Annotated in this window: 25 protein-coding genes; 12 read left to right on the forward strand and 13 right to left on the reverse strand. The window is 68.7% G+C overall.

Annotation, left to right across the window (positions count from 1 at the left end):
- Positions 1-54: 54 nt before the first annotated feature.
- The 4 genes from ASC59_RS15845 to ASC59_RS15860 all read right to left on the reverse strand — a co-directional run bounded on the left by ASC59_RS15845 (position 55) and on the right by ASC59_RS15860 (position 3,390).
- A complete protein-coding gene (locus ASC59_RS15845; protein ID WP_235492757.1) occupies positions 55-831 on the reverse strand; it encodes an EI24 domain-containing protein in 777 nt (258 codons plus the stop codon).
- A gap of 69 nt (positions 832-900) precedes the next feature.
- The gene (locus ASC59_RS15850) at positions 901-1,545 is read right to left on the reverse strand and encodes a response regulator (protein ID WP_055825806.1); all 645 of its coding nucleotides are present in this window, start codon (positions 1,543-1,545) and stop codon (positions 901-903) included.
- Positions 1,542-2,672: a histidine kinase gene (locus ASC59_RS15855; RefSeq protein ID WP_055824880.1), complete on the reverse strand. Its 1,131-nt coding sequence runs from the start codon at positions 2,670-2,672 to the stop codon at positions 1,542-1,544. Before ASC59_RS15855 ends, ASC59_RS15850 begins: the two co-directional genes overlap by 4 nt.
- Before the next feature lie 4 nt (positions 2,673-2,676).
- Positions 2,677-3,390, reverse strand: a complete 714-nt coding sequence (locus ASC59_RS15860; RefSeq protein WP_055824882.1) for a DUF2306 domain-containing protein — start codon at positions 3,388-3,390, stop codon at positions 2,677-2,679.
- A 259-nt stretch (positions 3,391-3,649) separates the two neighbouring features.
- Here ASC59_RS15860 and ASC59_RS17315 point away from each other — a divergent pair, with 259 nt between their 5' ends.
- Both ASC59_RS17315 and ASC59_RS15865 read left to right on the forward strand, forming a co-directional pair.
- The gene (locus tag ASC59_RS17315; RefSeq protein ID WP_157488188.1) at positions 3,650-3,820 is read left to right on the forward strand and encodes a hypothetical protein; all 171 of its coding nucleotides are present in this window, start codon (positions 3,650-3,652) and stop codon (positions 3,818-3,820) included.
- 11 nt (positions 3,821-3,831) lie between these two features.
- Positions 3,832-4,803: a Dyp-type peroxidase gene (locus ASC59_RS15865; protein WP_055824884.1), complete on the forward strand. Its 972-nt coding sequence runs from the start codon at positions 3,832-3,834 to the stop codon at positions 4,801-4,803.
- A gap of 30 nt (positions 4,804-4,833) precedes the next feature.
- On the opposite strand, the gene ASC59_RS15870 is transcribed toward ASC59_RS15865, so the two are convergent.
- A complete protein-coding gene (locus tag ASC59_RS15870; RefSeq protein WP_055824886.1) occupies positions 4,834-5,406 on the reverse strand; it encodes a GNAT family N-acetyltransferase in 573 nt (190 codons plus the stop codon).
- Between the two features lie 10 nt (positions 5,407-5,416).
- The gene (locus ASC59_RS15875; RefSeq protein WP_055825809.1) at positions 5,417-6,010 is read right to left on the reverse strand and encodes a dihydrofolate reductase family protein; all 594 of its coding nucleotides are present in this window, start codon (positions 6,008-6,010) and stop codon (positions 5,417-5,419) included.
- A gap of 185 nt (positions 6,011-6,195) precedes the next feature.
- Here ASC59_RS15875 and ASC59_RS15880 point away from each other — a divergent pair, with 185 nt between their 5' ends.
- Positions 6,196-6,990, forward strand: coding sequence for an SDR family NAD(P)-dependent oxidoreductase (locus tag ASC59_RS15880; RefSeq protein ID WP_055824888.1), 795 nt, complete (start codon positions 6,196-6,198; stop codon positions 6,988-6,990).
- Here ASC59_RS15880 and ASC59_RS15885 read toward each other — a convergent pair.
- Positions 6,987-8,042, reverse strand: coding sequence for a LacI family DNA-binding transcriptional regulator (locus ASC59_RS15885; RefSeq protein ID WP_055824889.1), 1,056 nt, complete (start codon positions 8,040-8,042; stop codon positions 6,987-6,989). The two genes, ASC59_RS15880 and ASC59_RS15885, sit on opposite strands and share 4 nt — an antisense overlap.
- Positions 8,043-8,130: 88 nt before the next feature.
- Here ASC59_RS15885 and ASC59_RS15890 point away from each other — a divergent pair, with 88 nt between their 5' ends.
- The 4 genes from ASC59_RS15890 to ASC59_RS15905 all read left to right on the forward strand — a co-directional run bounded on the left by ASC59_RS15890 (position 8,131) and on the right by ASC59_RS15905 (position 13,272).
- Positions 8,131-9,051: a carbohydrate ABC transporter permease gene (locus tag ASC59_RS15890; protein ID WP_055824891.1), complete on the forward strand. Its 921-nt coding sequence runs from the start codon at positions 8,131-8,133 to the stop codon at positions 9,049-9,051.
- Entirely contained in the window at positions 9,048-9,932 is an 885-nt protein-coding gene (locus tag ASC59_RS15895) for a carbohydrate ABC transporter permease (RefSeq protein ID WP_055824894.1), read from the forward strand. Before ASC59_RS15890 ends, ASC59_RS15895 begins: the two co-directional genes overlap by 4 nt.
- Positions 9,933-10,025: 93 nt before the next feature.
- Positions 10,026-11,375 (forward strand): ABC transporter substrate-binding protein, encoded by a 1,350-nt coding sequence (locus tag ASC59_RS15900; RefSeq protein WP_055824896.1) that lies wholly within the window; start codon positions 10,026-10,028, stop codon positions 11,373-11,375.
- 112 nt (positions 11,376-11,487) lie between these two features.
- Entirely contained in the window at positions 11,488-13,272 is a 1,785-nt protein-coding gene (locus tag ASC59_RS15905) for a glycoside hydrolase family 35 protein (RefSeq protein WP_055824898.1), read from the forward strand.
- An 18-nt stretch (positions 13,273-13,290) separates the two neighbouring features.
- On the opposite strand, the gene ASC59_RS15910 is transcribed toward ASC59_RS15905, so the two are convergent.
- Complete coding sequence (locus tag ASC59_RS15910; RefSeq protein ID WP_055824900.1) at positions 13,291-14,247, reverse strand: hypothetical protein; 957 nt, start codon at positions 14,245-14,247, stop codon at positions 13,291-13,293.
- Positions 14,248-14,288: 41 nt separating this feature from the next.
- A complete protein-coding gene (locus ASC59_RS15915) occupies positions 14,289-14,756 on the reverse strand; it encodes a winged helix-turn-helix transcriptional regulator (protein ID WP_055824902.1) in 468 nt (155 codons plus the stop codon).
- A 98-nt stretch (positions 14,757-14,854) separates the two neighbouring features.
- Here ASC59_RS15915 and ASC59_RS15920 point away from each other — a divergent pair, with 98 nt between their 5' ends.
- Entirely contained in the window at positions 14,855-16,036 is a 1,182-nt protein-coding gene (locus ASC59_RS15920) for an MFS transporter (protein ID WP_055824904.1), read from the forward strand.
- Between the two features lie 17 nt (positions 16,037-16,053).
- Here the strand turns inward: ASC59_RS15920 and ASC59_RS15925 are convergent, their stop codons facing one another.
- Positions 16,054-16,401, reverse strand: a complete 348-nt coding sequence (locus ASC59_RS15925; RefSeq protein WP_055824906.1) for a hypothetical protein — start codon at positions 16,399-16,401, stop codon at positions 16,054-16,056.
- Positions 16,402-16,549: 148 nt separating this feature from the next.
- Between ASC59_RS15925 and ASC59_RS15930 the strand changes: the two genes are divergently transcribed.
- Positions 16,550-18,073 (forward strand): ATP-dependent DNA ligase, encoded by a 1,524-nt coding sequence (locus tag ASC59_RS15930; RefSeq protein WP_055824908.1) that lies wholly within the window; start codon positions 16,550-16,552, stop codon positions 18,071-18,073.
- 2 nt (positions 18,074-18,075) lie between these two features.
- Here ASC59_RS15930 and ASC59_RS15935 read toward each other — a convergent pair whose 3' ends face one another.
- From ASC59_RS15935 to ASC59_RS15945, 3 genes are all read right to left on the reverse strand, one after another.
- The gene (locus ASC59_RS15935) at positions 18,076-19,167 is read right to left on the reverse strand and encodes a DNA glycosylase AlkZ-like family protein (RefSeq protein ID WP_055824909.1); all 1,092 of its coding nucleotides are present in this window, start codon (positions 19,165-19,167) and stop codon (positions 18,076-18,078) included.
- A 64-nt stretch (positions 19,168-19,231) separates the two neighbouring features.
- Positions 19,232-20,650: an LLM class flavin-dependent oxidoreductase gene (locus ASC59_RS15940; RefSeq protein WP_055824911.1), complete on the reverse strand. Its 1,419-nt coding sequence runs from the start codon at positions 20,648-20,650 to the stop codon at positions 19,232-19,234.
- Positions 20,651-20,724: 74 nt separating this feature from the next.
- The gene (locus ASC59_RS15945) at positions 20,725-21,927 is read right to left on the reverse strand and encodes an ROK family protein (RefSeq protein WP_235492758.1); all 1,203 of its coding nucleotides are present in this window, start codon (positions 21,925-21,927) and stop codon (positions 20,725-20,727) included.
- Positions 21,928-22,089: 162 nt separating this feature from the next.
- On the opposite strand from ASC59_RS15945, the gene ASC59_RS15950 reads away from it, so the two are divergent.
- The 3 genes from ASC59_RS15950 to ASC59_RS15960 all read left to right on the forward strand — a co-directional run bounded on the left by ASC59_RS15950 (position 22,090) and on the right by ASC59_RS15960 (position 25,421).
- A complete protein-coding gene (locus tag ASC59_RS15950) occupies positions 22,090-23,022 on the forward strand; it encodes a carbohydrate ABC transporter permease (RefSeq protein ID WP_055824913.1) in 933 nt (310 codons plus the stop codon).
- Positions 23,023-23,032: 10 nt separating this feature from the next.
- Positions 23,033-23,989 carry a carbohydrate ABC transporter permease gene (locus ASC59_RS15955; protein WP_082513741.1) on the forward strand — a complete coding sequence of 319 codons (957 nt, stop codon included), beginning with the start codon at positions 23,033-23,035 and terminating at the stop codon, positions 23,987-23,989.
- 76 nt (positions 23,990-24,065) lie between these two features.
- On the forward strand, positions 24,066-25,421 hold the full coding sequence (locus tag ASC59_RS15960; protein ID WP_055824915.1) for an ABC transporter substrate-binding protein: 1,356 nt from the start codon (positions 24,066-24,068) through the stop codon (positions 25,419-25,421).
- Positions 25,422-25,425: the final 4 nt, after the last annotated feature.

Below are 25,425 nucleotides of genomic sequence, written 5' to 3' on the forward strand. Positions count from 1 at the left end.
CACAGCCGCAGGCGGCGTCGCAAGAAAACAGGATGAGCCGCCCGATGGCGTCCCTCAGGGGCGCATCGGGCGGCTCATCCTGTTTTCGGGCTGGGGCGCCGGCGCAGCGTCGAGCGCTTCGCGCGCCAGCATCGTCGAGCCCGCCACGGCGGCGGGCATGGTGAACACGGCGCCGAGCGGGATGAGGAACAGCAGCTGGGTGGCGACGCCGAAGCCGAGCATCCGGGCGCGGTGCGGGCGGAGCACGGCGCGGCGCTCGGTCGGAGTGAGGCCGCGCGCCTCGAAGGCACGCGACGTGAGCTCGCGGGCGAGCAGACGGCCGGAGAGGACGACGCCGAGCACCGGAGCCGCCACGGCGCCGACGACCGGGAGGAAGCCGACGACCACGACGACGAGCGAGGAGAGCACGCCGAGCACTATGAGAGCGGTCGAGTCCCGGACCGCCTGCCAGACGCCGGCGCCGCGATCGGGGATCTCGCCGCCCAGCTCGAGCTCGACGGAGCGCCAGATGCGCTCGTAGAACGGGTCGCCGATCGCGAGGGTGAGCGCGGTGAACGTGACCGCGGCCAACAGGCCGGCGGCTCCCAGGGTGATGGCACCGAGGGTGAGGCGCAGCGCCGTCGCCCACGACTCCTCCCAGGAATCGGCGAAGGGGGTCGCCCAGTCGATGAGCGGCGCCAGGCTGAACCCGAGGGCCACGAGGGCGCCCACGACGAAGACGAAGACGATGAGCGCCGGCACGAGCCCGAGCAGCATCACGCCCGGGTTGCGGCGCCAGACACCGAAACCGCGCAGCAACAGGGCAACGCCCGACAGGAATCCGCTCAGCACGCCGCTCAGCCTAGGTGGCGCAGCACGGCCGCGCCGTGGGCTTGACGGCGGCATCCCGCGCGGTCGGTGTCAGCGTCGGTGCTCGTACTCCCAGATCGCGAGCTCGACGCGGTTGCGCACCTCCAGCTTCAGCATGAGGCTCGCGATATGCGTCTTGACCGTGCTCAGCGAGATGTGCAGCTCCCGGCCGATCTCGGCATTGCCGAGACCGCGGGCGACGGCGCCCAGCACCGCCTGCTCGCGATCGGTGATGGGGCTCGCCGGCTCGGTCGCCCAAGCCCGGGTCGTCGGAGCGAAGGTCTCGAGGAGGCGCACGGTGACGTTCGGGTCGATGAGGGCGTCGCCGCGGGCGGCGGCATGCACGGCCTCGGCGAGGAGGACGGGTCCGGCGTTCTTGAGCAGGAACCCGCGGGCGCCGGCCCGGAGCGCGGCGTAGACGTACTCGTCGAGGTCGAAGGTCGTGACCACCACGACGGGGATCGGGTCGGCAACGCCCGGTCCGGCGAGCATCGTGGTCGCCGCGATGCCGTCGAGCACCGGCATCCGGATGTCCATGAGGCAGACGTCGGGCCTGAGCTCCCGCGCGAGCGCCACGGCCTGTGCCCCGTCGGATGCCTCGGCGACGACCTCGATTCCCGGTTGGGAGTCGAGGATCATGCGCAGGCCCGTGCGCACCAGTTCCTGGTCGTCGGCGATGAGAACGCGCACCGTCATGCCGACCACCCCGCCCGGGGAAGAACGGCCTCCACGGCCCAGCCGCCGCCGGGCAGAGGACCGGCCTCGCAGGTGCCGCCGAGCAACGCGGCGCGCTCTGCCATGCCGGTCATCCCGTATCCGGGCACCGCTGGCGCCGCCCCGATGCCGTCGTCGCGCACCTCGAGCCGGATCCCGGAGGCATCGATGGACACGTCGACGTCGAGCCTGGTGGCGCCGACCGCGTGCCGACGGGCGTTCGTGACGGCCTCCTGCGCGATGCGGTACACCGCAGCGCCGATGGCTGGCGGCACCGAATCGGCGGGACCCGTGGTGTGCACGGCGAGGGCGGGGCCGTCTCCGTCGACGTGCGCCAGCCGCGACAACTCGTCGAGGCCGGCGACGGGGACGAGGTCGACGGCATCGTCGTGGCGGAGGATCCGCACCATCGACCGCATCTCGTCGAGCGTGCGAGAGGCCTCGCCCTCGATCACCCTGAGCACTCCGACGGCCGCTGCGGGGTCGATGGCGGCGACCGCGAGTCCGCCCTGCGCCTGGATGGCGATCGCAGACACGTGGTGGGCGACAGTGTCGTGCAGGTCGCGGGCGAGTCGTTCCCGCTCGAGCGATCGCATCCGGTCGAACTCGCGAGCCCGGGCCGATGCCCGCAGCCTGAACGCCAGCCCCAGTGTGCTCGTCGTGACGACGACGGCGATCGACCCGATCACATCAGACACGGTCGGTGGCTCGAACAGGAACGATGAGAGGATGCCCGCCACGAGGAGCAGTCCGCCGAGAACCATGGCCCGCCCGCTGCCCCAGCGCATCACGGCGTAGACGAGGATGAGGAAGTACGCCGTCGTGAACAGTTGGGGTTCGCCGTTGGTGACGAGGCTCCAGACAGTGCCGGTTCCGAACGCGACCGCGAGCATGCCGAGCGGATGCCGCCGCCGCCAGAGCAGCGTCGGAACCAGGACGACGAGCGCGATGGCCCACACCCAGCCCGCGGTGACCTCGCGGCGGAGCGCTGCCTCGACGAGCGCGAGCGGCGGGAGGATCGCCACGAGCACCCAGTCCCGCCACACCCGGAGCGGCGGAGGTGGGTATGCCGCCGGCTCCTGCCAGAGCGCGCGGACAGGGCTGGTCATGCCCTCAGGATAGAGGGGTCGTGAGCGGCGTGGATCGGCCGAAGGTACGGGCTCGCCCGCCGCCAGTGAGTGCACGACGCCGGATCACGACCTCGGCCACGGCGAGGTTGATGGCCCATCCGGCGCCCATGAGCAGCGAGTACGCCAGCTGATCGGGCTCGCCGAGCAGCAGCGTCCACGGGAGGAAGACGAAGACCTGGGTCCCGGCCCCGAGGCCGATGGCGTAGGCCCTGGTCATCCACGCGCTGTGGGTGCGCACGTCCCCGCGACGGATCGCGAGGACCGCGTAGACGATCGCCCCGACCATCGCGACGGCGAGCACCACCCGGAGAACGAACAGGATCGGCCCGTAATTCGCCGGCATCGAGTAGAACAGGGTCATCCACAGCGCGGACAGAGCCGAGAGCACGCCGGCAGGTGCGACGATCCGACCGGCGATGCGATGCCAGCGGCGCCGCCGCAACGAGGGCGCGAATTGGAGGGCGCCGAGCACCAGGAACACGCTCGAGCTCACGATGTGCACGATCACCGGAACGGGTGAGTCGAAGAAGCGCGCGTTCTCGGCCGTGACCGCGGCCCCGCTGCCGAGTTGGGAGAGCCGCATCGACCCGGCGAGGATCGGGACGAGGCTGAGGGCGATGAGCCCCGTGGGAGCGAGCCACTCGGGGCGGCGCCGCGGCAGCGGACGAGTGGCCACGGTGTCGATGGTTTCGGTCATGGCTCGATCGTCGCGCCCTGCGGTTCTCGGCCGCATCGGCCGGCTGGTCGGATCGGCTCGTCCCTTCGGCCGACCCCGGGCCGCGTCTGGCGCGAGCTGAGATCGCGGTTACAAGCGTGTGAACCCACCCGGCGCGGCCGGAACCGATCGTTCCGCGAATCCCCGGAACCTGCTTGGATGAGCGTGATGGCCGCCCGCGGCGGCACCCGGCGGCGTGCCGGCCCGGTCGCGGCCGAGCCTCCGGACGAAAGGCGAAGCAATGGACGACCTGAACGGATCTGCGACCGAACGGATGCAGCAGCTCGCACTGATCGAACCGAACGACCTCGACCCCACGTGGCTGCGCGCTCAACTCGATGGCGCCCTCATGGCATGGCAGGGCACAGAAGACGAGCTTCGCCTGCTGAGGGAAGGGAGAGAGGACTACTGAGCCACGCGACCGTGACCGAACCCTCCGGCGATCGTGTTCCGATCGAGGCCCAGAGCGTGCTCGCACCGCTCACGCGCTCGGCCATTTTCCTCGTCGTCACCATCCGCGACGGGGATGCCGCAGCCGACGTGGCGCGCGACGCCGTCACCGGCATCGCCGACCTGGTGAAGAGCGTCGGCTTCCGCGACCTCGACGCCAAGCTCAGTTGCGTGGTCGGCATCGGAGCCGCCGCCTGGCCGAGACTCAGCAGCTCTCCGCCGCCGGCTCAATTGCGCCCGTTCACGCCCATCGCCGGGCCGGTGCACACAGCGGTCTCCACCCCAGGTGACCTGTTCTTCCACATCCGCGCCGATCGGTTCGACCTGTGCTTCGAATTCGAGCGCCTGCTGCTGGCGGCACTCGACGGGGGCGTCGACGTGGCCGATGAGGTGACGGGGTTCCGGTACTTCGACGCCAGGGACCTGCTCGGCTTCGTCGACGGCACGGCCAACCCCGTCGGCGGCGAGCTTCTCGACGACGTCATCATCGGGGACGAGGATGCCGGCTACAGCGGCGGCAGCTACGTGACCGTGCAGAAGTACGTGCACGACATGGCCGGCTGGCGGGGTCTCTCGACCGAGCAGCAGGAGGCGATCATGGGGCGCACCAAGGCCGACAACGTCGAGCTCGACGATGCGCCGGCCGGCACCCAATCCGCTCACAAGACGCTCGCGACCATCACGGACCCCGACGGCACCGAGCACGGCATCCTGCGCGACAACATGCCGTTCGGGCAGCCCGGTGCCGGCGAGTTCGGCACCTACTTCACCGGCTACGCCCGGTCTCCGCAGACCATCGATCGCATGCTCCGGCGCATGTTCATCGGGTTCCCGGCCGGTGCCTACGACCGCCTGCTCGACTTCTCCACTGCGCTCACGGGCTCCACCTACTTCGTGCCGAGCCGGCCGGTGCTCGATGCGCTCGCCGTCGAGCCGGTCGGCTGACCAGCCCTGACCAGCACAGACCAGCTCAGCTCAGCTCAGGTCGAGCCGCATGATCACGCGCGGGAAGCCGTTCAGCACGCTCGTGGTGTCTGCTGCCTTGCGGAACCCCGCCCTCTCGAACAGTGAGCGGGTGCCGACGTAGGCCATGGTGAGATCGACCTTCTCGCCCCCGTTGTCGACGGGGTAGCCCTCGATCGCAGGCGCGCCGTGGTCGCGCGCGAACGCCACGGCGCCGTCGAGGAGGGTGTGGGAGACCCCATGCCCTCGGTGCCCGGGGCGCACCCGGATGCACCACACCGACCAGACGTCGAGGTCGTCGACGTGCGGGATCCTGCGGTTGGTGGCGAAGGTCGTGTCTGCCCGGGGGTGCACGCCGGCCCAGCCGACGACCTCCTCGTCGTCGTAGGCGAGGACTCCCGGCGGCGGATCCTCGCGGCAGAGCCCGTTCACGCGCTCACCGCGTGCGGTGCCGGAAAGGGCGAGGTTCTCCTTCGAGGGGATGCGATAGCTCAGGCACCAGCACACATTGGCGTCGGGGCGCTTCGGGCCCACCATGGTGCGCACATCGGCGAACCGGGTGGCCGGTCGCACGTCGATCGCCACGGCGCCGGGCCTACATGTCCTCGAGCTCGACCTCGCCGGCACGCTCGTAGACGAGCGAGACGCCGCCCTTGGGGAAGGTGCGAGCGGGCTCTCTCAGCCGGAAGGTCGCCGGGATGGTGCCGTCGTCGAACAGGCGCTTGCCCTGACCCAGGGTGAGCGGATACAGGTAGAGGTGGAGGCGATCGAGCACGTCCTCGGCGAGGAGCGACCGGATGAGGGCGCCACTGCCGAACATGTGCACCTCGTCGTAGTCGTCTCGGAGACGCCCGGCGGCAGCGGCATCCGGGAGCACCGTCGTTCCCTCCCAGGTGGGATCGGTCAGAGTGCTCGAGACGACGAACTTGGGCACGCGATTCAGCACGCCGCCGATGTCGTCGCTCTGGCGGGGCCAGTACTCGGCGAAGATGTCGTAGGTCCTGCGGCCGAGAAGCAGGGCGTCGATGCGCTCGATCTCGGCGCCGATGGCCGCACCGGCCTCGTCGTCGGACACCGGCGCCTGCCAGCCGCCGAACCGGAAGCCGTCCGAGGTGTCCTCATCCGCTCCGCCGGGACCCTGGTAGACCCCGTCGAGGGTGATGAACATGTTCGCAACGATGATGCCCACGGATGCGTCCTTCCGTCGTCGCCGGAGCCTCGTGCGCCGGCGCACCGTTCCATCCTCGATCAGCACGGCCGCGGCTGTCCAGCCCTCCAGCACCGGTCTCGTGTGCCATTCCTCGCCCGCATTCCTTGACGTGCGGCGGGATGCCGGAGTATATTCACCCAAAAGGGTGAATGAAAGGACGTCGCATGTTGCTGGAGGGCAAGGTCGCCGTGATCCACGGCGGCGGGGGATCGATCGGTTCCGCCGCGGCGCGGGTCTTCGCCCGAGAGGGCGCGCAAGTCTTCCTCGCGGGGCGCAGCCTCCCTCGGCTGGAGGCTGCGGCATCCTCGATCCGAGCCGATAGGGGTTCGGTCGAGATCGCCGTGGTGGACGCCATGGACCAGGCCGCGGTCGACGACCATGTCGATGCCGTCGTCCGGGCGCAGGGCGGCATCGACGTGGCTCTGAACGCCGTGGGATTCGACCACGTGCAGGGGCTCGCCATCGGCGACGCGGCGCTCGCCGACTACCTGCATCCGATCACGGGATACCTGCAGACCAACTTCGTCACGGCGAAGGCGGCCGCGCGGCACATGGCGTCGCAGGGGAGCGGCGTGATCCTGACGATCTCCACGCCGGGCGCACGGCTCACGGGGCCGGGCCTCATCGGGAACGCCGCCCAGAGCGCCGGGCTCGAGGGCTTCTCCAGGGCGCTCGCCGGTGAACTCGGTCCGGCCGGAGTGCGGGTGGTGTGCGTGCGCCCGAATGCGTTGCTCGACGCCATCGGCACCTCGTACACCGGGGAGATGTTCGGCCGCATCGCAGCACTGACTGCCACGCCCCGAGCCGAATGGCTGGCCGGGCTGGCAGGGAACACCCTCCTCGACAGGCTGCCGCTGCTGGACGAGGTCGCCGAGTACCTGGCATTCGCAGCCTCAGATCGTGCGCGCTCCATGACAGGGGTCATCGCCAACCTCACGGCCGGGATGATCGTCGACTAGCGCGACCGTGGTGGCCCGACCGGGCCGGTGCTGGCGCGCACGACGAGCTCGGTCTGCACCCTCACCGTGAGGTCCTCCGGCAGGACGCCGTCGATCTCGTCGAGCAGCTGGCTGACACTCAGCCGGCCCACCTCGTCGAAGTGCTGGTGCACCGTGGTGAGGGGCGGCCAGAAGCTGCCCGCCTCCTCCATGTCGTCGAAGCCGACGACGCTCACCTGGCCTGGCACGGCGACGCCGCGCTCGTGCAGGGCGCGGATGACGCCGAGCGCCATCTGATCGTTGGCGGCGAAGATGGCGGTCACCTCCGGATCGTCGGCGAGGTCGAGCCCGGCCCTGTAGCCGGCATCCGTCGACCAGTCGCCCACGATCACCTCGGGAACGGCTGCCCCGCGAGCGCGGAGGGTCTCGGCCCACGAGTCCCGACGCCGCCCCGCCGAGAAGGAGCCCAGTGGGCCGGAGATGTGCTGGACGGTCCGGTGGCCGAGGTCGAGCAGGTGCTCCGTGGCGATGCGGGCGCCCTGCGCCTGGTCGGTGTCGACGACCGGGTAGGGGTAGCGGGCGCTGGAGTCGACGACGACGACGGGCAGTCCGGGCGGAAGCGTGATGTCGGCATCGTCGAGCAGGTGGGCCTCGATGATGATGATGATCCCGTCGACGGCCTGCTCACTGAGGCGGCCGAAGGCGACGGACACCTCGCCCTGGGTCAGGTGCTGCACGGGGAGGAGGGTGATCGAGTAGCCGGCGGATGCCGCGGTGACGGCGATGGCGTCGAGGGTGCGCATGTTGCCGTACGACGACAGGGTGAACATGATCACGCCGATGGTGCGGAAGCGGCCGGAGCGGAGCGCCCTGGCGGCGCTGTTCGGCCTGTAGCCGAGCTTCTGCATCGCCTCGAGCACGCGCCGGCGCGTCTCGGCGTCGACGTTGGGGCGCCCTGTCGACACCCGCGACACCGTCTGGCCAGACACCCCGGCCTCGCGGGCGACGTCGGCCATCGACGGGCCGCGTCGTCGGGTCGCCTCGACGGCGCCGGTCTCATCGGTGGCCGTCATTGGTCTCCTTTGTGATGGTTACGTCAACATGCTACTGTTCCCAGCACCACATGTTGACGTAAACATGGGTTCTCCACGAAAGAGTGAAATGACGACGTTGTCACGACAGCAGGGACTTCCGATCCCGCGACCGAGCCGCAAGGCCCGCCGAGACTGGCGCGGCTGGGCCTTCGTGGGCCCGTTCATGGCCGTGTTCCTCCTGGTGTTCATCGCCCCGGTGATCTACGCCGTGTACCTGAGCCTGTTCCGCGAGCAGTTGGTGGGCGGCAACGCCTTCGTCGGCTTCGAGAACTACCTCCTCGTCCTCTCCGACGGCAAGTTCTGGGAGGCGTTCCTGCGGGTGCTGCTCTTCCTGGTGATCCAGGTTCCGATCATGCTCGTGCTCGCCCTGGCCGCCGCGATGGCCATCGACAGCGCGCGCCTGCACGCCACGGGCTTCTTCCGCATCGTGATCTTCCTGCCCTACGCCGTGCCGGCCGTGGTGGCGGTTCTGATGTGGGGCTTCATCTACGGCGGCAACTTCGGCCTCGCCGCCAACATCAACGACTTCCTCGGCTCCGAGGTCATCACGCCGTTCACCCGCGAGTGGATCCTCCCGGCCATCGGCAACATCGTGACGTGGGAGTTCGTGGGCTACAACATGCTCATCTTCTACGCCGCCCTGAGGACGATCCCCACGGAGCTCTACGAGGCGGCCGAGCTCGACGGCGCCGGACCGTTCCGGGTGATCACCGGGATCAAGATCCCCGCCCTCCGCGGCGCGATCGTGATCGCCGCCATCTTCTCCATCATCGGAAGCTTCCAGCTCTTCAACGAGCCGAACATCCTCAAGCCATTGGCGCCGAACATCATCACGAGCTACTTCACGCCCAACATGTACGCCTACAACCTCTCCTTCGCCGGTCAGCAGTTCAACTACTCGGCCACGGTGGCGATCGTCATGGGCGTGATCACCGCGGTGATCGCCTACGTCGTGCAACTCCGCGGCTCGCGGAAGGAAGACCGATGACCGCCCCCGCCTACGTGCGCAGCAAGGACAACTCGCGTCCCCGCTCGCGGAAGTCCATCGCACTCACGCTGCTGATGCTCCTCTTCGTGGTCTACACGCTCGTGCCGCTGGTGTGGCTCGTGATCAACGCGACCAAGACCCAGCCCGACTTGTTCTCGACCTTCGGCCTCTGGTTCGGCAACGACTTCGCCCTCTTCGACAACATCGCGCAGACGCTCAGCTACAACAACGGCATCTTCGTGCGCTGGCTCGGCAACACCCTGCTCTACGTGGTCGTCGGCGCCGGTGGCGCCACCCTGCTGGCGACGGTCGCGGGCTACGGCCTGGCGAAGTACCGGTTCCCGGGTCGCCGCGCGGTGTTCGCCGTGGTGCTGGGTGCCATCGCGATTCCCGGAACGGCCCTCGCCGTGCCGACCTTCCTGATGTTCAGCCAGCTGGGTCTCACCAACACCCCGTGGGCGATCATCATCCCGTCGCTCATCAGCCCGTTCGGCCTCTACCTGATCTGGGTCTACGCGGCGGAGTCCATCCCGACCGAACTCCTCGAGGCGGCGCGGATCGATGGAGCCGGCGAGTTCCGCACCTTCTTCACCATCTCGATCCGGCTGCTCGCGCCCGGCATCGTCACCGTGCTGCTCTTCGCTGTGGTCGCGACCTGGAACAACTACTTCCTGCCGCTCATCATGCTGAGTGATCCGGCCTGGTTCCCGCTCACCGTCGGACTCAACCAGTGGAACGCGCAGGCGACGGGTGTCGCGGCGCAGCCCATCTACAACCTGGTGATCACGGGCTCCCTGCTCACGATCCTCCCCATCGTCGCCGCCTTCCTCGTCCTGCAGCGTTTCTGGCAGTCGGGGCTGAGCGCCGGAAGCGTCAAGTGAGTGTTCGAGAGGCACGCACTTGCGAGATACAGCACCACTCTCACCCGGGGCGTCCTGCGCCGGAACCGTTTACAAGGAAGTGAAAGGAACACCATGACCATCAAGCGCAGCAGCTCCGGCATCCGTCGGAGCGCAGCAGCGATCGTCGCCGTCGCGGCCATCAGTGCGGCCCTCGTCGGCTGCTCGGCAGACTCCGGTTCGTCCGGAGGCTCCGGCTCGGCATCCGACCTCGACGCGGCCCTCGAGAAGGGTGGAACCATCACGTACTGGAGCTGGACCCCCTCGGCAGAGGCCCAGGTCGCCGCCTTCGAGAAGGCCTACCCGAAGGTCGACGTGAAGCTCGTCAACGCGGGAACCAACACCGACGAGTACACCAAGCTCCAGAACGCGATCAAGGCCGGCTCCGGTGCTCCCGACGTCGCGCAGATCGAGTACTACGCCATCCCGCAGTTCTCGCTGTCCGAGTCGCTCGTCGATCTCTCGCAGTACGGATTCGGCGACCTGAAGGACGACTACTCCGCGTCGACCTGGGGATCCGTCACCTCGGGTGACAAGGTCTTCGGTCTTCCGCAGGACTCCGGCCCCATGTCGATGTTCTACAACAAGACCGTCTTCGACCAGTACGGCATCGAGGTGCCCACCACGTGGGACGAGTACGTCGCCGCGGCCGAGAAGCTGCACGCCGCCGACCCGACGAAGTACATCACCTCCGACACCGGCGACTCCGGCTTCGCCACCAGCATGATCTGGCAGGCGGGCGGCCAGCCGTTCCAAGCCGACGGCACCGACGTGACCATCGACCTCGCCGACGCCGGAAGCAAGAAGTGGGCGGACAACTGGAACCGTCTCATCGACGGCGGACTGCTCTCCGACATCCCCGGCTGGAGCGACGAGTGGTACAAGGGCCTCGGCGACGGCACCATCGCGACGCTCATCACGGGCGCCTGGATGCCCGGCGTGCTCGAGGGCAGCGTTCCCGACGCCTCCGGTGACTGGCGGGTCGCTCCGATCCCGACCTACGACGGCACGCCCGTCTCGGCCGAGAACGGCGGCGGCGGACAGGCCGTGATCAAGCAGTCGAAGAACCCGGCCCTCGCCGCCGCATTCCTCAAGTGGCTGAACAACGACCCGGAGTCGATCAAGGTCTTCCTCGAGAAGGGTGGCTTCCCCGCCACGACGGCCGACCTCAACTCCGACGAGTTCCTCGCCGAGGCCCCCGAGTACTTCGGCGGCCAGAAGATCAACGAGGTGCTCACCGACGCCGCGAAGAACGTTCCGACCGGGTGGCAGTACCTGCCGTTCCAGGTCTACGCGAACAGCATCTTCGGCGACACGGTCGGACAGTCCTACGCGAACAAGGGCGACCTGAACGACGGTCTCGCCGAGTGGCAGAAGCAGCTCGTCGACTACGGCAACGGTCAGGGCTTCACCGTCAACAAGTGACGCCACCCGTCGCTGGGCGACGGCGTGACATCCGGTGAGCGGATGCGGGTCGATGGCGACAGCCGCGACCCGCATCCGTTCTCCTTTCCATCTCTCATTCCTGAGGACCTCCATGTCTGAATTCACCATCGGCGAGACCGACTTCCTCCTCGACGGGCGCCCGCACCAGGTCATCTCCGGTGCGCTGCACTACTTCCGCGTGCACCCGGAGCAGTGGGCCGATCGCATCCGCAAGGCTCGCCTCATGGGTCTGAACACCATCGAGACCTACGTGGCGTGGAATGCTCACGCGCCCCGCCGTGGGGAGTTCACGACCGAGGGTGGACTCGACATCGCGCGGTTCCTCGACCTCGTGGCGGCCGAGGGGATGCACGCCATCGTGCGCCCGGGGCCCTACATCTGCGCCGAGTGGGACAACGGCGGGCTGCCGGCCTGGCTGCTGCGCGACCCCGAGGTGCGCCCGCGCAGCTCGGAGCCGCGCTACCTCGACGCCGTGACGGAGTACCTGCAGCAGGTCTACGCGATCGTCGAACCGCGCCAGATCGATCGCGGTGGCCCCGTCGTCCTCGTGCAGATCGAGAACGAGTACGGCGCCTACGGCTCGGACAAGGACTACCTCGGTCACCTCGTGCAGGTCACGCGTGATGCCGGCATCACCGTGCCGCTCACGACCATCGACCAGCCGACCCCCGAGATGCTCGCCGACGGGAGCCTGCCCGGACTGCACCTCACGGCTTCGTTCGGGTCGCGCACGGTCGAACGCTTCGCAACCCTGCGCGAACACCAGCCGACGGGCCCGCTGATGTGCGCGGAGTTCTGGAACGGCTGGTTCGACAGCTGGGGCACCCATCACCACACCAACAMGGTGGAGCAGACGGCGGCCGACCTCGACGCGATCCTCTCGGTCGGCGGATCGGTGAACTTCTACATGTTCCACGGCGGAACGAACTTCGGCCTCACGAGTGGGGCGAACGACAAGGGCATGTACCAGCCCATCGTCACCAGCTACGACTACGACGCCCCGCTGGATGAGGCCGGGCATCCGACGGAGAAGTACTTCGCCTTCCGCGATGTCATCGCGAAGTACGCTCCCGTTCCCTCCGAGATTCCGGATGCCGCCGGAGATGCTCCGGCCCTCGAGACGCCGCTCCGACCGGCGGTGTCGCTGTTCGACGCCATCGCGGCGCCGGGCTCGGCCCTCGGAACCACCAGCACGCACGCGGAGCTGCCCACCTTCGATGACCTGCAGCACGATCGCGGGCTGGCACTGTTCACCACGACGCTTCCGGGGGACGGCGAGGTGGCAGGCTCCGGCATCCTCCGTTTCGACGAGGTACGCGACCGCGCCTGGCTGTTCCTCGACGGTTCACCCGTCGGCATCCTGGCCCGGGACACCCACGAGAATGCGATCGTGCTTCCGCGGACGGTGGGCGAGCTGAGCATCCTCGTGGAGGACCAGGGTCGGGTGAACTACGGTCAGCGCATCGGCGAGGCCAAGGGCCTCATCGGCGGCGCACGGCTCGATGGCGTCGACCTCGTCGACTGGGCGGTCACGCCACTCGACCTGGATGCGGTGCCGGCGACCGCGGCGGCCCGGGCGTCCACGGCGACCGCAGGAACGACAGCCGGGCCGGTGATCGCGCGCGGCGAGTTCACCCTCGCCGCCGACGTCGATGGGCTCTTCCTCGACACCGCCGGCTGGGTCAAGGGCTTCGTCTGGGTGAACGGTTTCCTGCTCGGCCGGTACTGGCGTCGGGGGCCGCAGCGCACGCTCTTCGTGCCGGGGCCCGTGGTCCACGCCGGCTCGAATGAGATCGTCGTGCTCGAACTCGAGGTGCTCGCCGACGCGCGTGCGGTCTTCCTCCCGCGGCCGGAGCTCGGGCACACCGAGGTCTAGTCGCGGTGTGGGCGGGCTCTATGCGAGCTCGCCGTCCCACCAGCGCAGTACGCGGAGAGCACGCAGGGTGTTCCACCGGCTCGGCTCGTCCTCCGCCGCGTCGAGGGCGAAGTAGACCTCGCCCGGCCACGGTTGTCCGGCGAGCCAGCGGCCGTCGTCCTGGCGCTGGCCGACGAGCTTGTCGATCGCGTCCTCGACCCGCGGGTCGGCCACCTGTCCGGTGCTGCGGAAGTAGTCGAGCGCGCGCAGGATGTCGTAGAACCAGTAAGGCGGGAATGACAGGTTGCCGTAGCGCGGCTGCACGATCTCTCCCGTGGAGAGGCGGCGGAACAGGCTGCGCTCCAGCAGGTACTCCTCGCCCCGATGGCGGGCCGTGGTCACGGCGGTGAGCACGACCCTGTCGGCATCCGTCTCCTCCGAGGTCTTCACCTGGCTGGCGGCGCGTTCGTATTCGGCCAGGCCCTCCAGCACGCAGAGCGTGGTGTCGAAGGATGCCTTCGATGACTCGGTCTCGCAGTTCCAGCCGCCGTCGTCGAGCTGCTCGGCCAGGAGGCGGGCGATGATGCGGTCGCTGCCCTCCCCGAGAGCACCGAAGTACGCTGCCGACGCGAGAACGCCGCCGTTGATGCACGGCTCCACCTCGCCCGAGAAGTAGGGCAGGTCGTCCCAGTAGTGCCAGACGACGTTATCGTGCACGAGCTTCACCGCGGCGGCGACGGATGCGTCCTGCGGGTCGACCCCGAATCGTCGCAGCGACTGCAGGGTCCAGTGCACGCTCTTGCGGTCTTCGCCGTACTCGTCGCCGCCCCAGTAGCCGCGCTCGTCCTGCAGCGCGAGGAGGGCGGCGCCCCAGCCCTCCGTCGCGATCCTGGCCCGCTCGGTCTCCGCGACTTCCGGCGGTTCATCGGTGAGGTCTCGCAGAACCTGCCAGCGGATCGCGGGATCGGAGTCGAGCAGCCAGTCGGTGACGTCCATGGGTCGACGCTAGGCCCGCCCACCGACACAGGCAAGGGCCATCAGGCGACGGATGCCGCTCCCGGCCCGCGCACCACGGCAACGTCGGCGGCATCGTGCTCGACCCCATGGGCATCGAGGAAGGCGAGGCGGACAGGTTCCCCCGTCGCGCGGTCGGTGTAGACGGCAGCCGAGCCGAAGCCCGTCGGACGGAACTCGTCGCCCCACGCGTTCATCGCCGCGAGCACGGGAAGCAGTGCGGTGCCGGCATCGGTCAGCACGTACTCCTCGCGCTCGCGTTCGCCGTCGGCCCGGTAGGGGCGGCGCGCGAGGATGCCGGCATCGACGAGGCGGCCGAGTCGATCGGCGAGCACATCGGGTGCGACACCGAGGCGCGTGCGGAACTCGGCGAAACGGGTACGCCCCCAGAACGCCTCGCGCACGATCAGCATCGACCACTTCTGACCGAGGACCTCGAGGCTGCGCGCGATGGAACAGCGCTCCACGCTGGGGGCCGGTGTACTCGCCATGCGTCGATCATAGCAACTGAGTAGGAGAAACGTAGTCAGCATGCTAACTTGGTGAAACCAATTCAGGTGGAGCTCGTGTGAGCCCGAAAGGCGGACCCGTGACCTTGTCGCAGCGTGGAAGTTTCTGGACTGCGGCAGCCGTCGCCGGCCTCGCTCTCTGGGCGAGTGGTGCTCCCACCGTCGTGTACCCGCTGTACGCGCAGGAGTGGGGACTGCCGCCCGCGGTCAGCACGGCCATCTTCGCCGTGTACCCGATCGTGCTGGTGCCCGTGCTCATCATCTTCGGCAATCTCTCCGACGTGATCGGCCGGCGGGCCGTCATCCTCATGGGACTCGGAGCTCTCGGCGCGGGGTCGATCGTGTTCGGGCTGGCTCCCGACCTCACCTCGGTGTTCGTGGGACGGGCGCTGATGGGCGTGGGCGTCGGACTCTCGCTGAGCCCGGCCACCGCGGCGATGGTCGAGTTCGGTGGCCCCGACGGAGCGCGGAGGGCGAGCTCCGCCACGACGGCGGCCACGGCGACGGGGCTCGCGCTGGCCACGCTCGTCGGGGGAGCGCTGGTGCAGTACGCGCCGGCCCCGCTGCACCTGAGCTTCTGGGTGCTCACGGCCGTCACCCTCCTCGTCGCCCTGGCGGCCGCCTTCCTGCCCCGACATGTACGGGATGGCAGCGAGCGCTGGCAGCCCCGCCTTCCCCGCATGCCCCAGGGAGAGCGACCAGCCTTCCTCGCCGGCGCGCTCGGAATCTCGGCCGCCTACGCGATGGGCGCGATCTTCCTCGCGCTCGGGGCGCAGATCGCCCGCGACCTGGTGCGCAGCGACAACGCCTTCATCGACGGGGCGATCATCTCGCTCTCCGCGGTGTCGATCGGCGTCGTCGCGGTGCTGGCCAGGCCACTGCGACCGCGCCTGGCCGTTACCCTCGGCCCGGTGCTCGCGACCGCGGGCCTCGGCCTGCTCATCGTGGCCGGACTGGCGCATTCGCTGCCCGCCTTCATCGTCGCCTCGCTAGTGGCCGGCGCTGGCTACAGCCTGATGTTCTCGGGTGGACTCGGCCTCGTGACCGCCAGTGCCCCGGCTCACCATCGGGCCGGCGTCATCTCGGCGGCTTACGTGATCGGCTACCTCGTGCAGGCGGTCGCGGCCCTCGGCCTCGGCGTCCTCGCGACCTCGGTCGGGCTCCAGCTCGCCCTCGAGATCGGGGCGCCCGTGATCCTGCTCATCGGCGTCGCCTCGCTCGTCGTCGCGAATGCACCTCGACGGATTCTGCTCGCGGCATAGCGGCATCCGTCGACGTGCTACCGCGGAGTGATCGAGTCGACGAAGGCGTGGGCCTCGTCGACGATGGCGTGCCACCGATCGGCGCCGTCGAGGAGCGGCACGCTCGCCCACTCTTTGGCAGGGCCGCCGTGCATCACCATGTTGTCGAGGCCGAGTGCCTCGATGCGCTCGCCCGGGAGCTTCACGACCAGGCTGCCGTCGGTCGACACGAACGCGAACAGCTTGCCGCGGACCGAATAGCCCTCTGAACCGAACATCCTCCCCACCGCGACATCGGGCTGCTTCCGCAGCTCGCTCGTGACGGTGTCGAGGAGCGCACGCCCCGCCACCCTCTCGGGCCGGGGTTCCGCGGACTTCTGGCTCATGCGTCGACGGTACGACCGAGCACCGACGGAGGCAAGCACCGACCGAGGCGAGCACCGACCGGAGGCGAGCACCGACGCCCGGCAGGGGCTGATGCGCACGCCTGTCAATGCCCCGGCGGGTGTCGGAGGTCGATGGCAGACTGGGCCCGTGCTGCTCCAGGAGCTTGTGACGACGACGGATGCCGTGACTGCGACGCGCTCGCGGCTGGCCAAGGTGGAGGCGCTCGCCGAGTTGCTGCGTCGTCTCGAGCCGGACGAGATCGCACCGGCCGTCGGGTTCCTCGTCGGCAAGCCCCGCCAGGGTCGTGTCGGCGTCGGCTGGCGTGGCATGGAGGCGGCCATGGGCTCACCGGCCGACGAGGCGTCGCTCACCGTCGCCGATCTCGACGCAGCGCTCGATCGCCTGCTCGCTCTGTCGGGTTCCGGCTCTGCTGGCGCCCGTGCCGACGCCCTGCGCTCGCTCACGAGCCGTGCGACGGCGGACGAGCAGCACCTCATCTCTCGCGTGCTGCTCGGCGAGGTGCGCACTGGCGCGCTCGAGGGCGTGCTCACCGACGCCGTCGCCCGGGCGTCCGACCGGCCGATCGGGAGCGTGCGGCGCGCAGCGATGCTCTCGGGCGATCTCGGCGAGACCACTCGACTGGCGCTCACCGGCACAGCCGAGGAGCTCGATTCCGTCGGCCTCATCGTGGGGCGGCCTGTTCTGCCCATGCTGGCCGGAACGGCTGCCAGCGCCGCGGCGGCACTCGAATCCACGGGGGAGGCCTCCGTCGAATTCAAGCTCGACGGCGCCCGCATCCAGGTGCACCGCTCCGGCGACGTCATCAGGGTGTTCACCCGCAATCTCGCCGACATCACGCACCGCCTCCCCGACGTCGTCGACGTCGTGCGCCGGATGCCGGTCCACGACGTCATCCTCGATGGCGAGACGCTGGCCCTCGACGAGGACGGCGTTCCACGGCCGTTCCAGGAGACCATGTCGACGTTCGGTGCCGATGCCGCTCGCACGACGGTGCTGCGGCCCTGGTTCTTCGACGTGCTTCATCTCGACGGGCGCGACCTGCTCGACGAACCCCTGGCCGTGCGCATCGCCGAGCTCGAGCGCATCGCACCCGCCAATCGCATCCCGGGGGAGATCACGAGCGATCCCGATGTCGCCGAGCGGGTGTCGCGCGAGGCTCTCGCCGCCGGGCACGAGGGCGTCGTCGTGAAGGCCATCGGGTCGACGTACGCCGCCGGCCGACGCGGATCGAGCTGGATCAAGGTCAAGCCGGTGCACACCTACGACCTCGTCGTGCTGGCGTGCGAATGGGGATCAGGCCGCCGCACCGGCCTCCTGTCGAACCTTCACCTCGGGGCCATCGACCCCACCGGCGAGTTCGGCGAGCCCGGCGGCTTCGTGATGGTGGGCAAGACCTTCAAGGGCCTCACCGATGCGCTGCTGCGCTGGCAGACCGAGCGGTTCCAGGAGATCGAGGTGCGTCGCACCGCCGGCACGGTCTGGGTCGAGCCCATCACCGTCGTCGAGATCGCCATCGACGGCGTGCAGCGTTCGAGCCGGTACCCCGGCAGCATCGCGCTGCGGTTCGCGCGGGTCAAGCGCTATCGAGACGACAAGACGGCGACGGATGCCGACACCATCCAGACGCTGAGGGCGATGCTCCGTGAGTAGGGTCAGCGGCGCAGCGTGAGCCCCAGCCACGAGGCGAGGCTCGCGATCTCGGCGTCGACGGCCGACCGAATCCGCTTCGGAAACGGCACGTCCTCGTGCACGGCCGCGACGGTGAGCACGCCCGCCTTGCGGTCGGCCCTGGCGTCGAGCTTCCCCACGAGAGCGTCGTCGTGCAGGATCGGCAGCGCGAAGTAGCCCCAGCGCCTGGCCGCGGCCGGTTTGTACATCTCGAGGGTGTACTCGAAGCCGAACAGCTCGAGGGTGCGCTGGCGGTTGTGCACGAGCCTGTCGAACGGCGAGAGCAGGGCCGTGCGGCCGGCGAATGGCTCGCCGAGCCGCGCGAGCTGGCCGGCATCGACGCGCCATTCGCCGGGAACGCCCTCGACCACGGCGGGTTCGCCGGCGGTCCCGACGTCGCCCGGCTCCATGGGGAACGTCGTGGTCTTCGCGCGCGCGATGCCCAGAGACGCCAGCCGACGCTCGTTGCGGATGCTGATGGCCTCGTCGGCCGGGATGGTCTCGCCCCCTGACGGGTAGACGCGCTCGGCCAGGTCGAAGATGCGCTCGCGTCCGCGGCGGGCGGAGACGGCGATCTCGCCCCGGGAGACGAGGTACTCGAGCATCTGCGTCACATTGCGGTCGTTCTTCCACCCCGATGACGGCCAGGGAACCGTCGAGGTGTCGGCGATCTCGCGAGACGCGAGCGGGCCGGCCTCGCGCAGGCGATCGAGCACGTCGCGGCGGAAGGAGGCGTTCTGCTCGAACCACTCACGGCCGCGCTCGTAGATCGGATACGACGCCATGCCCGGCCGGAACAGCGCGAGGTCCTCGACGGGGCGGATGAGCACCTCGAATTCGACGAGGCTGCGGTCATGCTCGAGCGCGCGCGTGAGGTGTTCCGGGCGATACGCGCTGCCGAGGCGGCTCCAGGCGACGAGGTCGGCGTTCGGGGCGATGGCCGCTGTCGGGTCGATCTGCAGCAGCGAGAGGTGGCGAACCAGGTCGACCAGGTCGGTCGGGCGCTGGGCGTCCAGCATCTGCGCGCGCACCGCGATGCGGCGCGCATCGGTACGACTGAGGCGGTGCGGCTCCATGCGTCCACGCTAAGCCGTGGCCGCGGCATCCGTCAGTCCCGCTCTGCCCCGGTCCTGCCCGGGCTCATGCCGTGACGCCGGCCCCCACGCGGTATCCGGCGCCGCGGTGCTCGGCCGGCAGGCGATCGCCGCGGCCGTGCAGCTTCTGCCGCAGGGTGCCCTCCACGTACTCGGTCGGATAGGCGCCGCGTTCCCGGAGCACCGGCACGACGAACTCGATCACGTCCTCGAAGGTGCCCGGGGTGATGGCGTAGGCGAGGTTGAAGCCGTCGACGTCCGTGTAGTCCACCCACTCCTGCAGGGTGTCGGCGATCTCCTCACCCGACCCGACGATCGTCGGTCCGAGGCCGCCGATGGCGCCGCCGCGGGCGATGTCGCGCACGGTGAACACCTCGCCGTTCTTCGCCGACTCCTCGTAGTTCGCGATGACCGAGCGGATGGCGTTCGACTTCACGTTGCCGACAGGCTCGTCGAGGTCGTACTGCGACAGGTCGATGCCCATCCATCCCGACATGAAGACGAGGGCGCCCTCCTCGCTGGCGTAGGACAGGTAGTCCTGGTACTTCGCCTGCGCGGCCTCGGGGGTGGCATCCGTGATGATCGTGAGAAGGGTGTAGATGCGTGCGGCATAGCGGTCGCGCCCGGCAGCCTCCAGAGCATCGCGGATGCGTGCCACCGTCGACTTCAGCACCTCCTTGGTCGGCGCGGCCACGAAGATGGCCTCGGCGTTCGCCGCGGCGAACCCGATGCCGCGCGGAGAGGCGCCGGCCTGGTAGATGACGGGGGAGCGCTGGGGCGACGGCTCCGAGATGTGGATGCCGGGCACGGTGAAGTGCTTGCCCCTGTGGCCGATCTCGTGCACCTTCGACGGGTCGGTGAAGACGCCGGTCTCGCGGTCGCGCACCACGGCGTCGTCCTCCCACGAGCCCTCCCACAGCTTGTAGAGCACCTCGAGGTACTCGTCGGCGTGGTCGTAGCGGTCGTCGTGCTCGAGCTGGTCGTCGTGCCCCATGTTGCGGGCGGCGCTGGGCAGGTACCCGGTCACGACGTTCCAGCCCACGCGGCCGTTCGTCAGGTGGTCGAGCGTCGACATGCGCCTGGCGAAGGGGTACGGATGCTCGTAGGCGGTACCGGCCGTCACTCCGAAGCCGAGGTGCTCGGTCGCAGCGGCCATCGCCGAGACCAGCAGCAGCGGATCCGCCACCGGTACCTGGGCGCCGTGGCGGATGGCCGCCTCGTTGCTCCCGGCGTAGACGTCGTAGGTTCCGAGCACGTCGGCGATGAAGATGCCGTCGAAGGTCCCGCGCTCCAGCAGCCTGGCGAGTTCGGTCCAGTAGCCGATCTCCTTGTAGCGGTAGGACTGGTCCTGCGGATGCCGCCACATGCCCGAACTCTGGTGGGCGACGCAGTTCATGTCGAAGGCGTTGAAGCGGATCTGGCGCTGGGGGATCTCGGCGCTCGGTGTTGTCGACTCTGAGGACATGGCCGCAATCCTCTCTCGCCGGCTCCCGGCGATCGAGGGCTGCCGCAACACAGCGTCACAGCGGCGGCTACCTCCTAGGCCCCGTGGACGAGCTGCCGCGCGTCCTCGGGGGCGGGGAACGACGACCGGGTTCGCACGGCCTCCTCCAGGATCGTCTCGAGGTAGCGGGCCGCCAGGCTGACGCCGCCCATGGCGACGGCCTCTGAGCCGAGGCTCGACGCGATGACCTCCGGAGGCAGGGGGCAGAGGCGACCGAGGGTGAGTTCGAACCGAGGAAGGAAGACGTCGGCTCCGGGCGCGCTTCCGCCGCCGACCACCAGCAGCTCGGGATCGATGGCCAGCGTCATGGCAGCGGCGCCGGTGGCGAGGTCGTCGGCGAACTCCTCCATGGCCGCGATCGCGGCGGCATCGCCCGATCGCGCCAGAGCGAAGATCTGCTCGCGGGACGGGCGCGGGGAGCTCAACACACCCTGACCATAGAGCTCGTTGAGCTCGGCCCACTTGAGTTCCGGCATCTCGCCGACGGTTCCAGCCGCACCGTGCACTCCTCGGTGGACGCGGCCGTTCACGATGGCCGCCGCGCTCGTGCGTCGCCCGCAGAGGACGTACACGACGTCACTGCGGCCCCGGGCAGCGCCGAAAGCCAGCTCGGCGTGGGCGCCGAGAGGAACGTCGCCCTCCACCAGGACGGCCCCTCGGAACTTCGAGGCGAACCTGGCGCGCAGATCGAGCCCGACCCATCCGGGCATTCCGGTGCCACCGAAGTGCATCACCCGCCCGTCGGCGATGGCGCCCGGAGAGCCGATCGTCACGATCCAGGGGGAACTGCGATCGAGTTCGTGATCGGCGAGCAGTCGGTCGCAGACCCGCAGGGCTGCGGCGATGCGTTCGTCGGCGTCATCCGCTTCGGACACGGATTCGGCGAGCTGCCCGAGTACCTCGCCGGTCAGGTCGGTGAGCACCGCGAAGATGTGGTTCGCGCCGATGTCGACCGAGAGGAGACACCCGACGCCCTGCGGCATCGAGTAGGTCATCGCGGGGCGACCGACTCCGCGCACGATCGTGCTATCGGATGCCGTCAGCCACCCCATGGCCGTGAGATCGGAGACGACGGCATCGACCGCCGTGCGGGACAGACCCGACGACGACGCCAGCCCGCGCAGGGTCTGCGGCTCGGCCATGACAGCCCGCAGCACTCCGAGCGAGTTCATCCGGCGGAGCAGCGAGCGGCTTCCCATCGATGCCGTCGACGCGTCGATCATCGCTTCTCGAGCCATTCCGTCCTCCCTCTTGCGTTTTATATCGCCATGTTGGATTATTAACCCGCTAGCCCAACTCTAGTGGTTCTCCGGTCCGACTTTCGAGCCGATCCGAGAATGCAACACCTTCCAAGATCGCGCCAATGTCGGCCACTGCCGCCGGGCGCTGAAAGGCACTCGATGACAGACGTACGGCTGCGCACGGCACAAGGCAGCTCAGCGCGGCCAGCGGCTCGAGGCAAGCGGAAGCGCGGAGATGGGCGGATCGCCCTGTTCTTCATCGCGCCAGTCCTCGTCGGCTTCGCCGTCTTCTACCTCTATCCGACGATCCGGGGATTCTGGTGGTCCTTCACCGACTACAGCCTGCTCGCTGAGCCCGAGTTCATCGGTCTCAAGAACTACGTCGACGTGCTCGCCGACGCCGAATTCTGGAACTCGATGGGCGTCACCTTCTACTACGTGGTGCTGAACGTCGTGTCGCAGACGCTGATCGCACTGGTGCTCGCCGCTCTCATGCACAGGCTGACTCGATCCGTCGCCCTCCGCACCACCCTGCTGCTGCCCTGGCTCGTCCCCAACGTGACGGTCGGACTCGTCTGGCTGTGGCTGCTCGATACGAACCTCGGATTCGTCAACCGCACGTTGGACTCGATGGGGCTGGACAAGATCGGCTTCTTCACCGACCCCGTCTTCGTGATCCCCACCATCTCGATGATCAACACCTGGGCCTTCGTGGGATACACGGCACTCCTGTTCTACGCCGGGATGCTCCAGATCCCTCAGGAGACCTATGAGGCGGCAGCGATCGACGGTGCTGGCGAGTTCCGTACCTTCACCCGGATCACCCTGCCGTTGCTGCGGCCCATCCTCGCCCTGGTGCTCGTCGTGTCGCTGATCGGGTCGTTCCAGATCTTCGACACCGTCGCCGTGACGACGAAGGGCGGCCCGGTGAATGCGTCCCGGGTCATCTACTACTACATCTACCAACAGGCGTTCACCTACTTCAACATGGGCTACGCGGCGACGATGGCGATCCTGCTCGTGCTGATCCTGGCGGTACTCACCTTCGTCCAACTGCGCCTGTTGCGCGCCTCCGAATCCCAGCTCGCCTAGGAGTCCCGCCATGACCACGACAGCCACCCTGACTCCCGTCACGCTCGACGACGCGCCCCAGGCTCCTCGCCCGCCGCAGATCCGCACTGGGCGGAGCTTCTCCCTCGCCCGCATCGTCGGATGGGCCGTGCTCCTCCTGGCGCTTCTGCTGACCCTCTTCCCCTTCTACTGGATGGTGAAGTCGGCGCTCACCCCGGCCGCCGACATGGTCACCGACGCGGGAAACCTCTGGCCGACGAACCCGACGGCGGTGAACTTCGCGCGAGTGCTCGGACTGCTCTCTCCTGAGGAGATCCGCGAGGCCGGCGGAAGCGGCGCATCGATCAACTTCGCCATCTACCTCTGGAACTCCGTCGTCTACTGCGCGCTCATCGGTTTCTTCCAGACGTTGTTCTGCGCCATGGGCGGTTACGCATTCGCGCGGCTCCACTTCCGCTTCCGCGAACTGCTGTTCAGCATCCTCATCGCAGCCCTGATGGTGCCCGGCATCTTCACCCTGCTGCCGAACTTCGTGCTCGTTCGTGACCTGGGCCTGCTCAACAACATGTGGGGCATGGTCGCACCCAGCCTGCTCATGACGCCATTCGCCATCTTCTTCCTGCGCCAGTTCTTCCTCAACATCCCGCGCGACGTCGAGGAGGCGGCCATGCTCGACGGCGCCGGCAAGATCCGCATCTTCTGGCGAGTGGTGCTGCCGATGGCCCAGGGGCCGCTGATCACGATCGGGCTCATCACCGTCGTGTGGTCCTGGAAGGACTACCTCTGGCCGCTGCTCATCGGCCGAGACGAGGCCGTGCGCACCGTCACGGTCGCCCTCGGCGTCTACCTGCAGCAGTCGCCCAACACGCAACCCGACTGGACCGGCCTCATGGCCGCATCCACGCTGTCGGTCATCCCGGTGGCCGTGCTGCTCATCTTCCTCGGCCGACGGATCGTCGAGTCGCTCAACTTCACAGGCATCAAGTGAAGGTTCCACCCCACCTGCAACACCGAACCCACCATCACGACAAACCGATCATCACGACAAAGGAGTGCGTGCACCCATGAGAACCAAGAAAGCCCTGCGCATCGCAGGAATCACCACAGCCGGGATCGTCCTGGCGATGACGGCAGGATGCTCCGCCGCAGGCAGCGGAGACGACGGCGGCGCCGCCACGATCAACTACTGGTTGTGGGATGACGCCCAGCTTCCGGCCTACCAGCAGTGCGCCGACGACTTCACGAAGGCCAATCCCGAGATCAAGGTCGAGATCACCCAGTACGGGTGGGGCGAGTACTGGACCAACCTGGCGACTCAGATCGCCGCGGGAAGCGCGCCGGACGTCTGGGTCGACCAGGGCTCGTACTATCCGCAGTTCGTCGCCGACAAGCAGATCGAAGACCTGCAGCCCTACATCGACGACGACCCCGACGCCGTCGACTTCGACGCGTACGTTCCGGGCATCGCCGACGTCTACCAGATCGGCGACGCCCGCTACGGCCTCCCCAAGGACTGGGACACGATCGGCCTCGTCATCAACTCGAAGGCCGTGGCCGACGCAGGAGTCGACCCGGCCTCCCTCCAGGACCTCACCTGGAACCCGGATGACGGCGGCACCTTCGAGGAGACCATCGCGAAGCTGACCGTCGACAAGGCCGGCAAGCACGGCGACGAGGCCGGCTTCGACAAGGGCAACGTGGCCGTCTACGGCTTCCTTCCGGAGTGGGCCGACGGATCGCAGGGCCAGAACCTGTGGGGCAACCTGGCGCAGTCGAACGGCTTCACCTACTCCGACGAGAACCCCTTCGGCAGCGAGTTCTACTACGACGACCCGAAGCTCTCCGAGACGATCGACTGGATGGCGTCGCTCGCCGACAAGGGCTACGCGCCGCCGTTCGACCAGCAGTCGACGCTGTCGCGCCTCGAAGTGCTGCAGTCCGGAACCGGGGCGATGACGAGCATGGGCTCGTTCAACCAGCTCATGTTCAAGGACTCCGCCGCAGACTGGACGTTCGCCCCGCTACCGGCCGGGCCAGAGGGCCGCAAGTCGGCCATCAACGGTCTGAGCGACGCGATGTACGCGGGCGGCAAGCACAAGGACCAGGCCTGGGAGTGGATCAAGTACCTCGCCTCGGCCGACTGCCAGGACGTCGTCGGTGCCACCGGCGTCATCTTCCCGGCTGTCGCATCGGCTTCCGACGCATCGGTCGCGGCGCGTGGCGACCTCGGTCTCGACGCCTCCGTCTTCCTGTCGTACTCGCAGGAGGATGACGGTACGTTCCTGATCCCGATCAACTACAACGGCGCCGAGATGTCGCAGATCGTGCAGGACGCCATCCAGAGCGTGGCCTTGGGCACCAACGAGGCCGAACCGGCCCTCACCGATGCCAACGCCAAGGTCAACGCCCTCTTCGAGTAGCCGG

The organism is Leifsonia sp. Root1293, from assembly GCF_001425325.1.
Classification (GTDB): Bacteria; Actinomycetota; Actinomycetes; order Actinomycetales; family Microbacteriaceae; genus Orlajensenia.

Bases quoted from the DNA above. Each gene is read 5' to 3' on its own strand.
- ASC59_RS17315 (WP_157488188.1), top strand. From the start codon at position 3,650: ATGGACGACCTGAACGGATCTGCGACCGAACGGATGCAGCAGCTCGCA.
- ASC59_RS15940 (WP_055824911.1), bottom strand. From the start codon at position 20,650: ATGTCCTCAGAGTCGACAACACCGAGCGCCGAGATCCCCCAGCGCCAG.
- ASC59_RS15850 (WP_055825806.1), bottom strand. From the start codon at position 1,545: ATGACGGTGCGCGTTCTCATCGCCGACGACCAGGAACTGGTGCGCACG.
- ASC59_RS15880 (WP_055824888.1), top strand. From the start codon at position 6,196: ATGTTGCTGGAGGGCAAGGTCGCCGTGATCCACGGCGGCGGGGGATCG.
- ASC59_RS15910 (WP_055824900.1), bottom strand. From the start codon at position 14,247: ATGGACGTCACCGACTGGCTGCTCGACTCCGATCCCGCGATCCGCTGG.
- ASC59_RS15955 (WP_082513741.1), top strand. From the start codon at position 23,033: ATGACCACGACAGCCACCCTGACTCCCGTCACGCTCGACGACGCGCCC.
- ASC59_RS15895 (WP_055824894.1), top strand. From the start codon at position 9,048: ATGACCGCCCCCGCCTACGTGCGCAGCAAGGACAACTCGCGTCCCCGC.
- ASC59_RS15890 (WP_055824891.1), top strand. From the start codon at position 8,131: ATGACGACGTTGTCACGACAGCAGGGACTTCCGATCCCGCGACCGAGC.
- ASC59_RS15855 (WP_055824880.1), bottom strand. From the start codon at position 2,672: ATGACCAGCCCTGTCCGCGCGCTCTGGCAGGAGCCGGCGGCATACCCA.
- ASC59_RS15860 (WP_055824882.1), bottom strand. From the start codon at position 3,390: ATGACCGAAACCATCGACACCGTGGCCACTCGTCCGCTGCCGCGGCGC.
- ASC59_RS15960 (WP_055824915.1), top strand. From the start codon at position 24,066: ATGAGAACCAAGAAAGCCCTGCGCATCGCAGGAATCACCACAGCCGGG.
- ASC59_RS15950 (WP_055824913.1), top strand. From the start codon at position 22,090: ATGACAGACGTACGGCTGCGCACGGCACAAGGCAGCTCAGCGCGGCCA.
- ASC59_RS15925 (WP_055824906.1), bottom strand. From the start codon at position 16,401: ATGAGCCAGAAGTCCGCGGAACCCCGGCCCGAGAGGGTGGCGGGGCGT.
- ASC59_RS15915 (WP_055824902.1), bottom strand. From the start codon at position 14,756: ATGGCGAGTACACCGGCCCCCAGCGTGGAGCGCTGTTCCATCGCGCGC.
- ASC59_RS15900 (WP_055824896.1), top strand. From the start codon at position 10,026: ATGACCATCAAGCGCAGCAGCTCCGGCATCCGTCGGAGCGCAGCAGCG.
- ASC59_RS15945 (WP_235492758.1), bottom strand. From the start codon at position 21,927: ATGGCTCGAGAAGCGATGATCGACGCGTCGACGGCATCGATGGGAAGC.
- ASC59_RS15935 (WP_055824909.1), bottom strand. From the start codon at position 19,167: ATGGAGCCGCACCGCCTCAGTCGTACCGATGCGCGCCGCATCGCGGTG.
- ASC59_RS15885 (WP_055824889.1), bottom strand. From the start codon at position 8,042: ATGACGGCCACCGATGAGACCGGCGCCGTCGAGGCGACCCGACGACGC.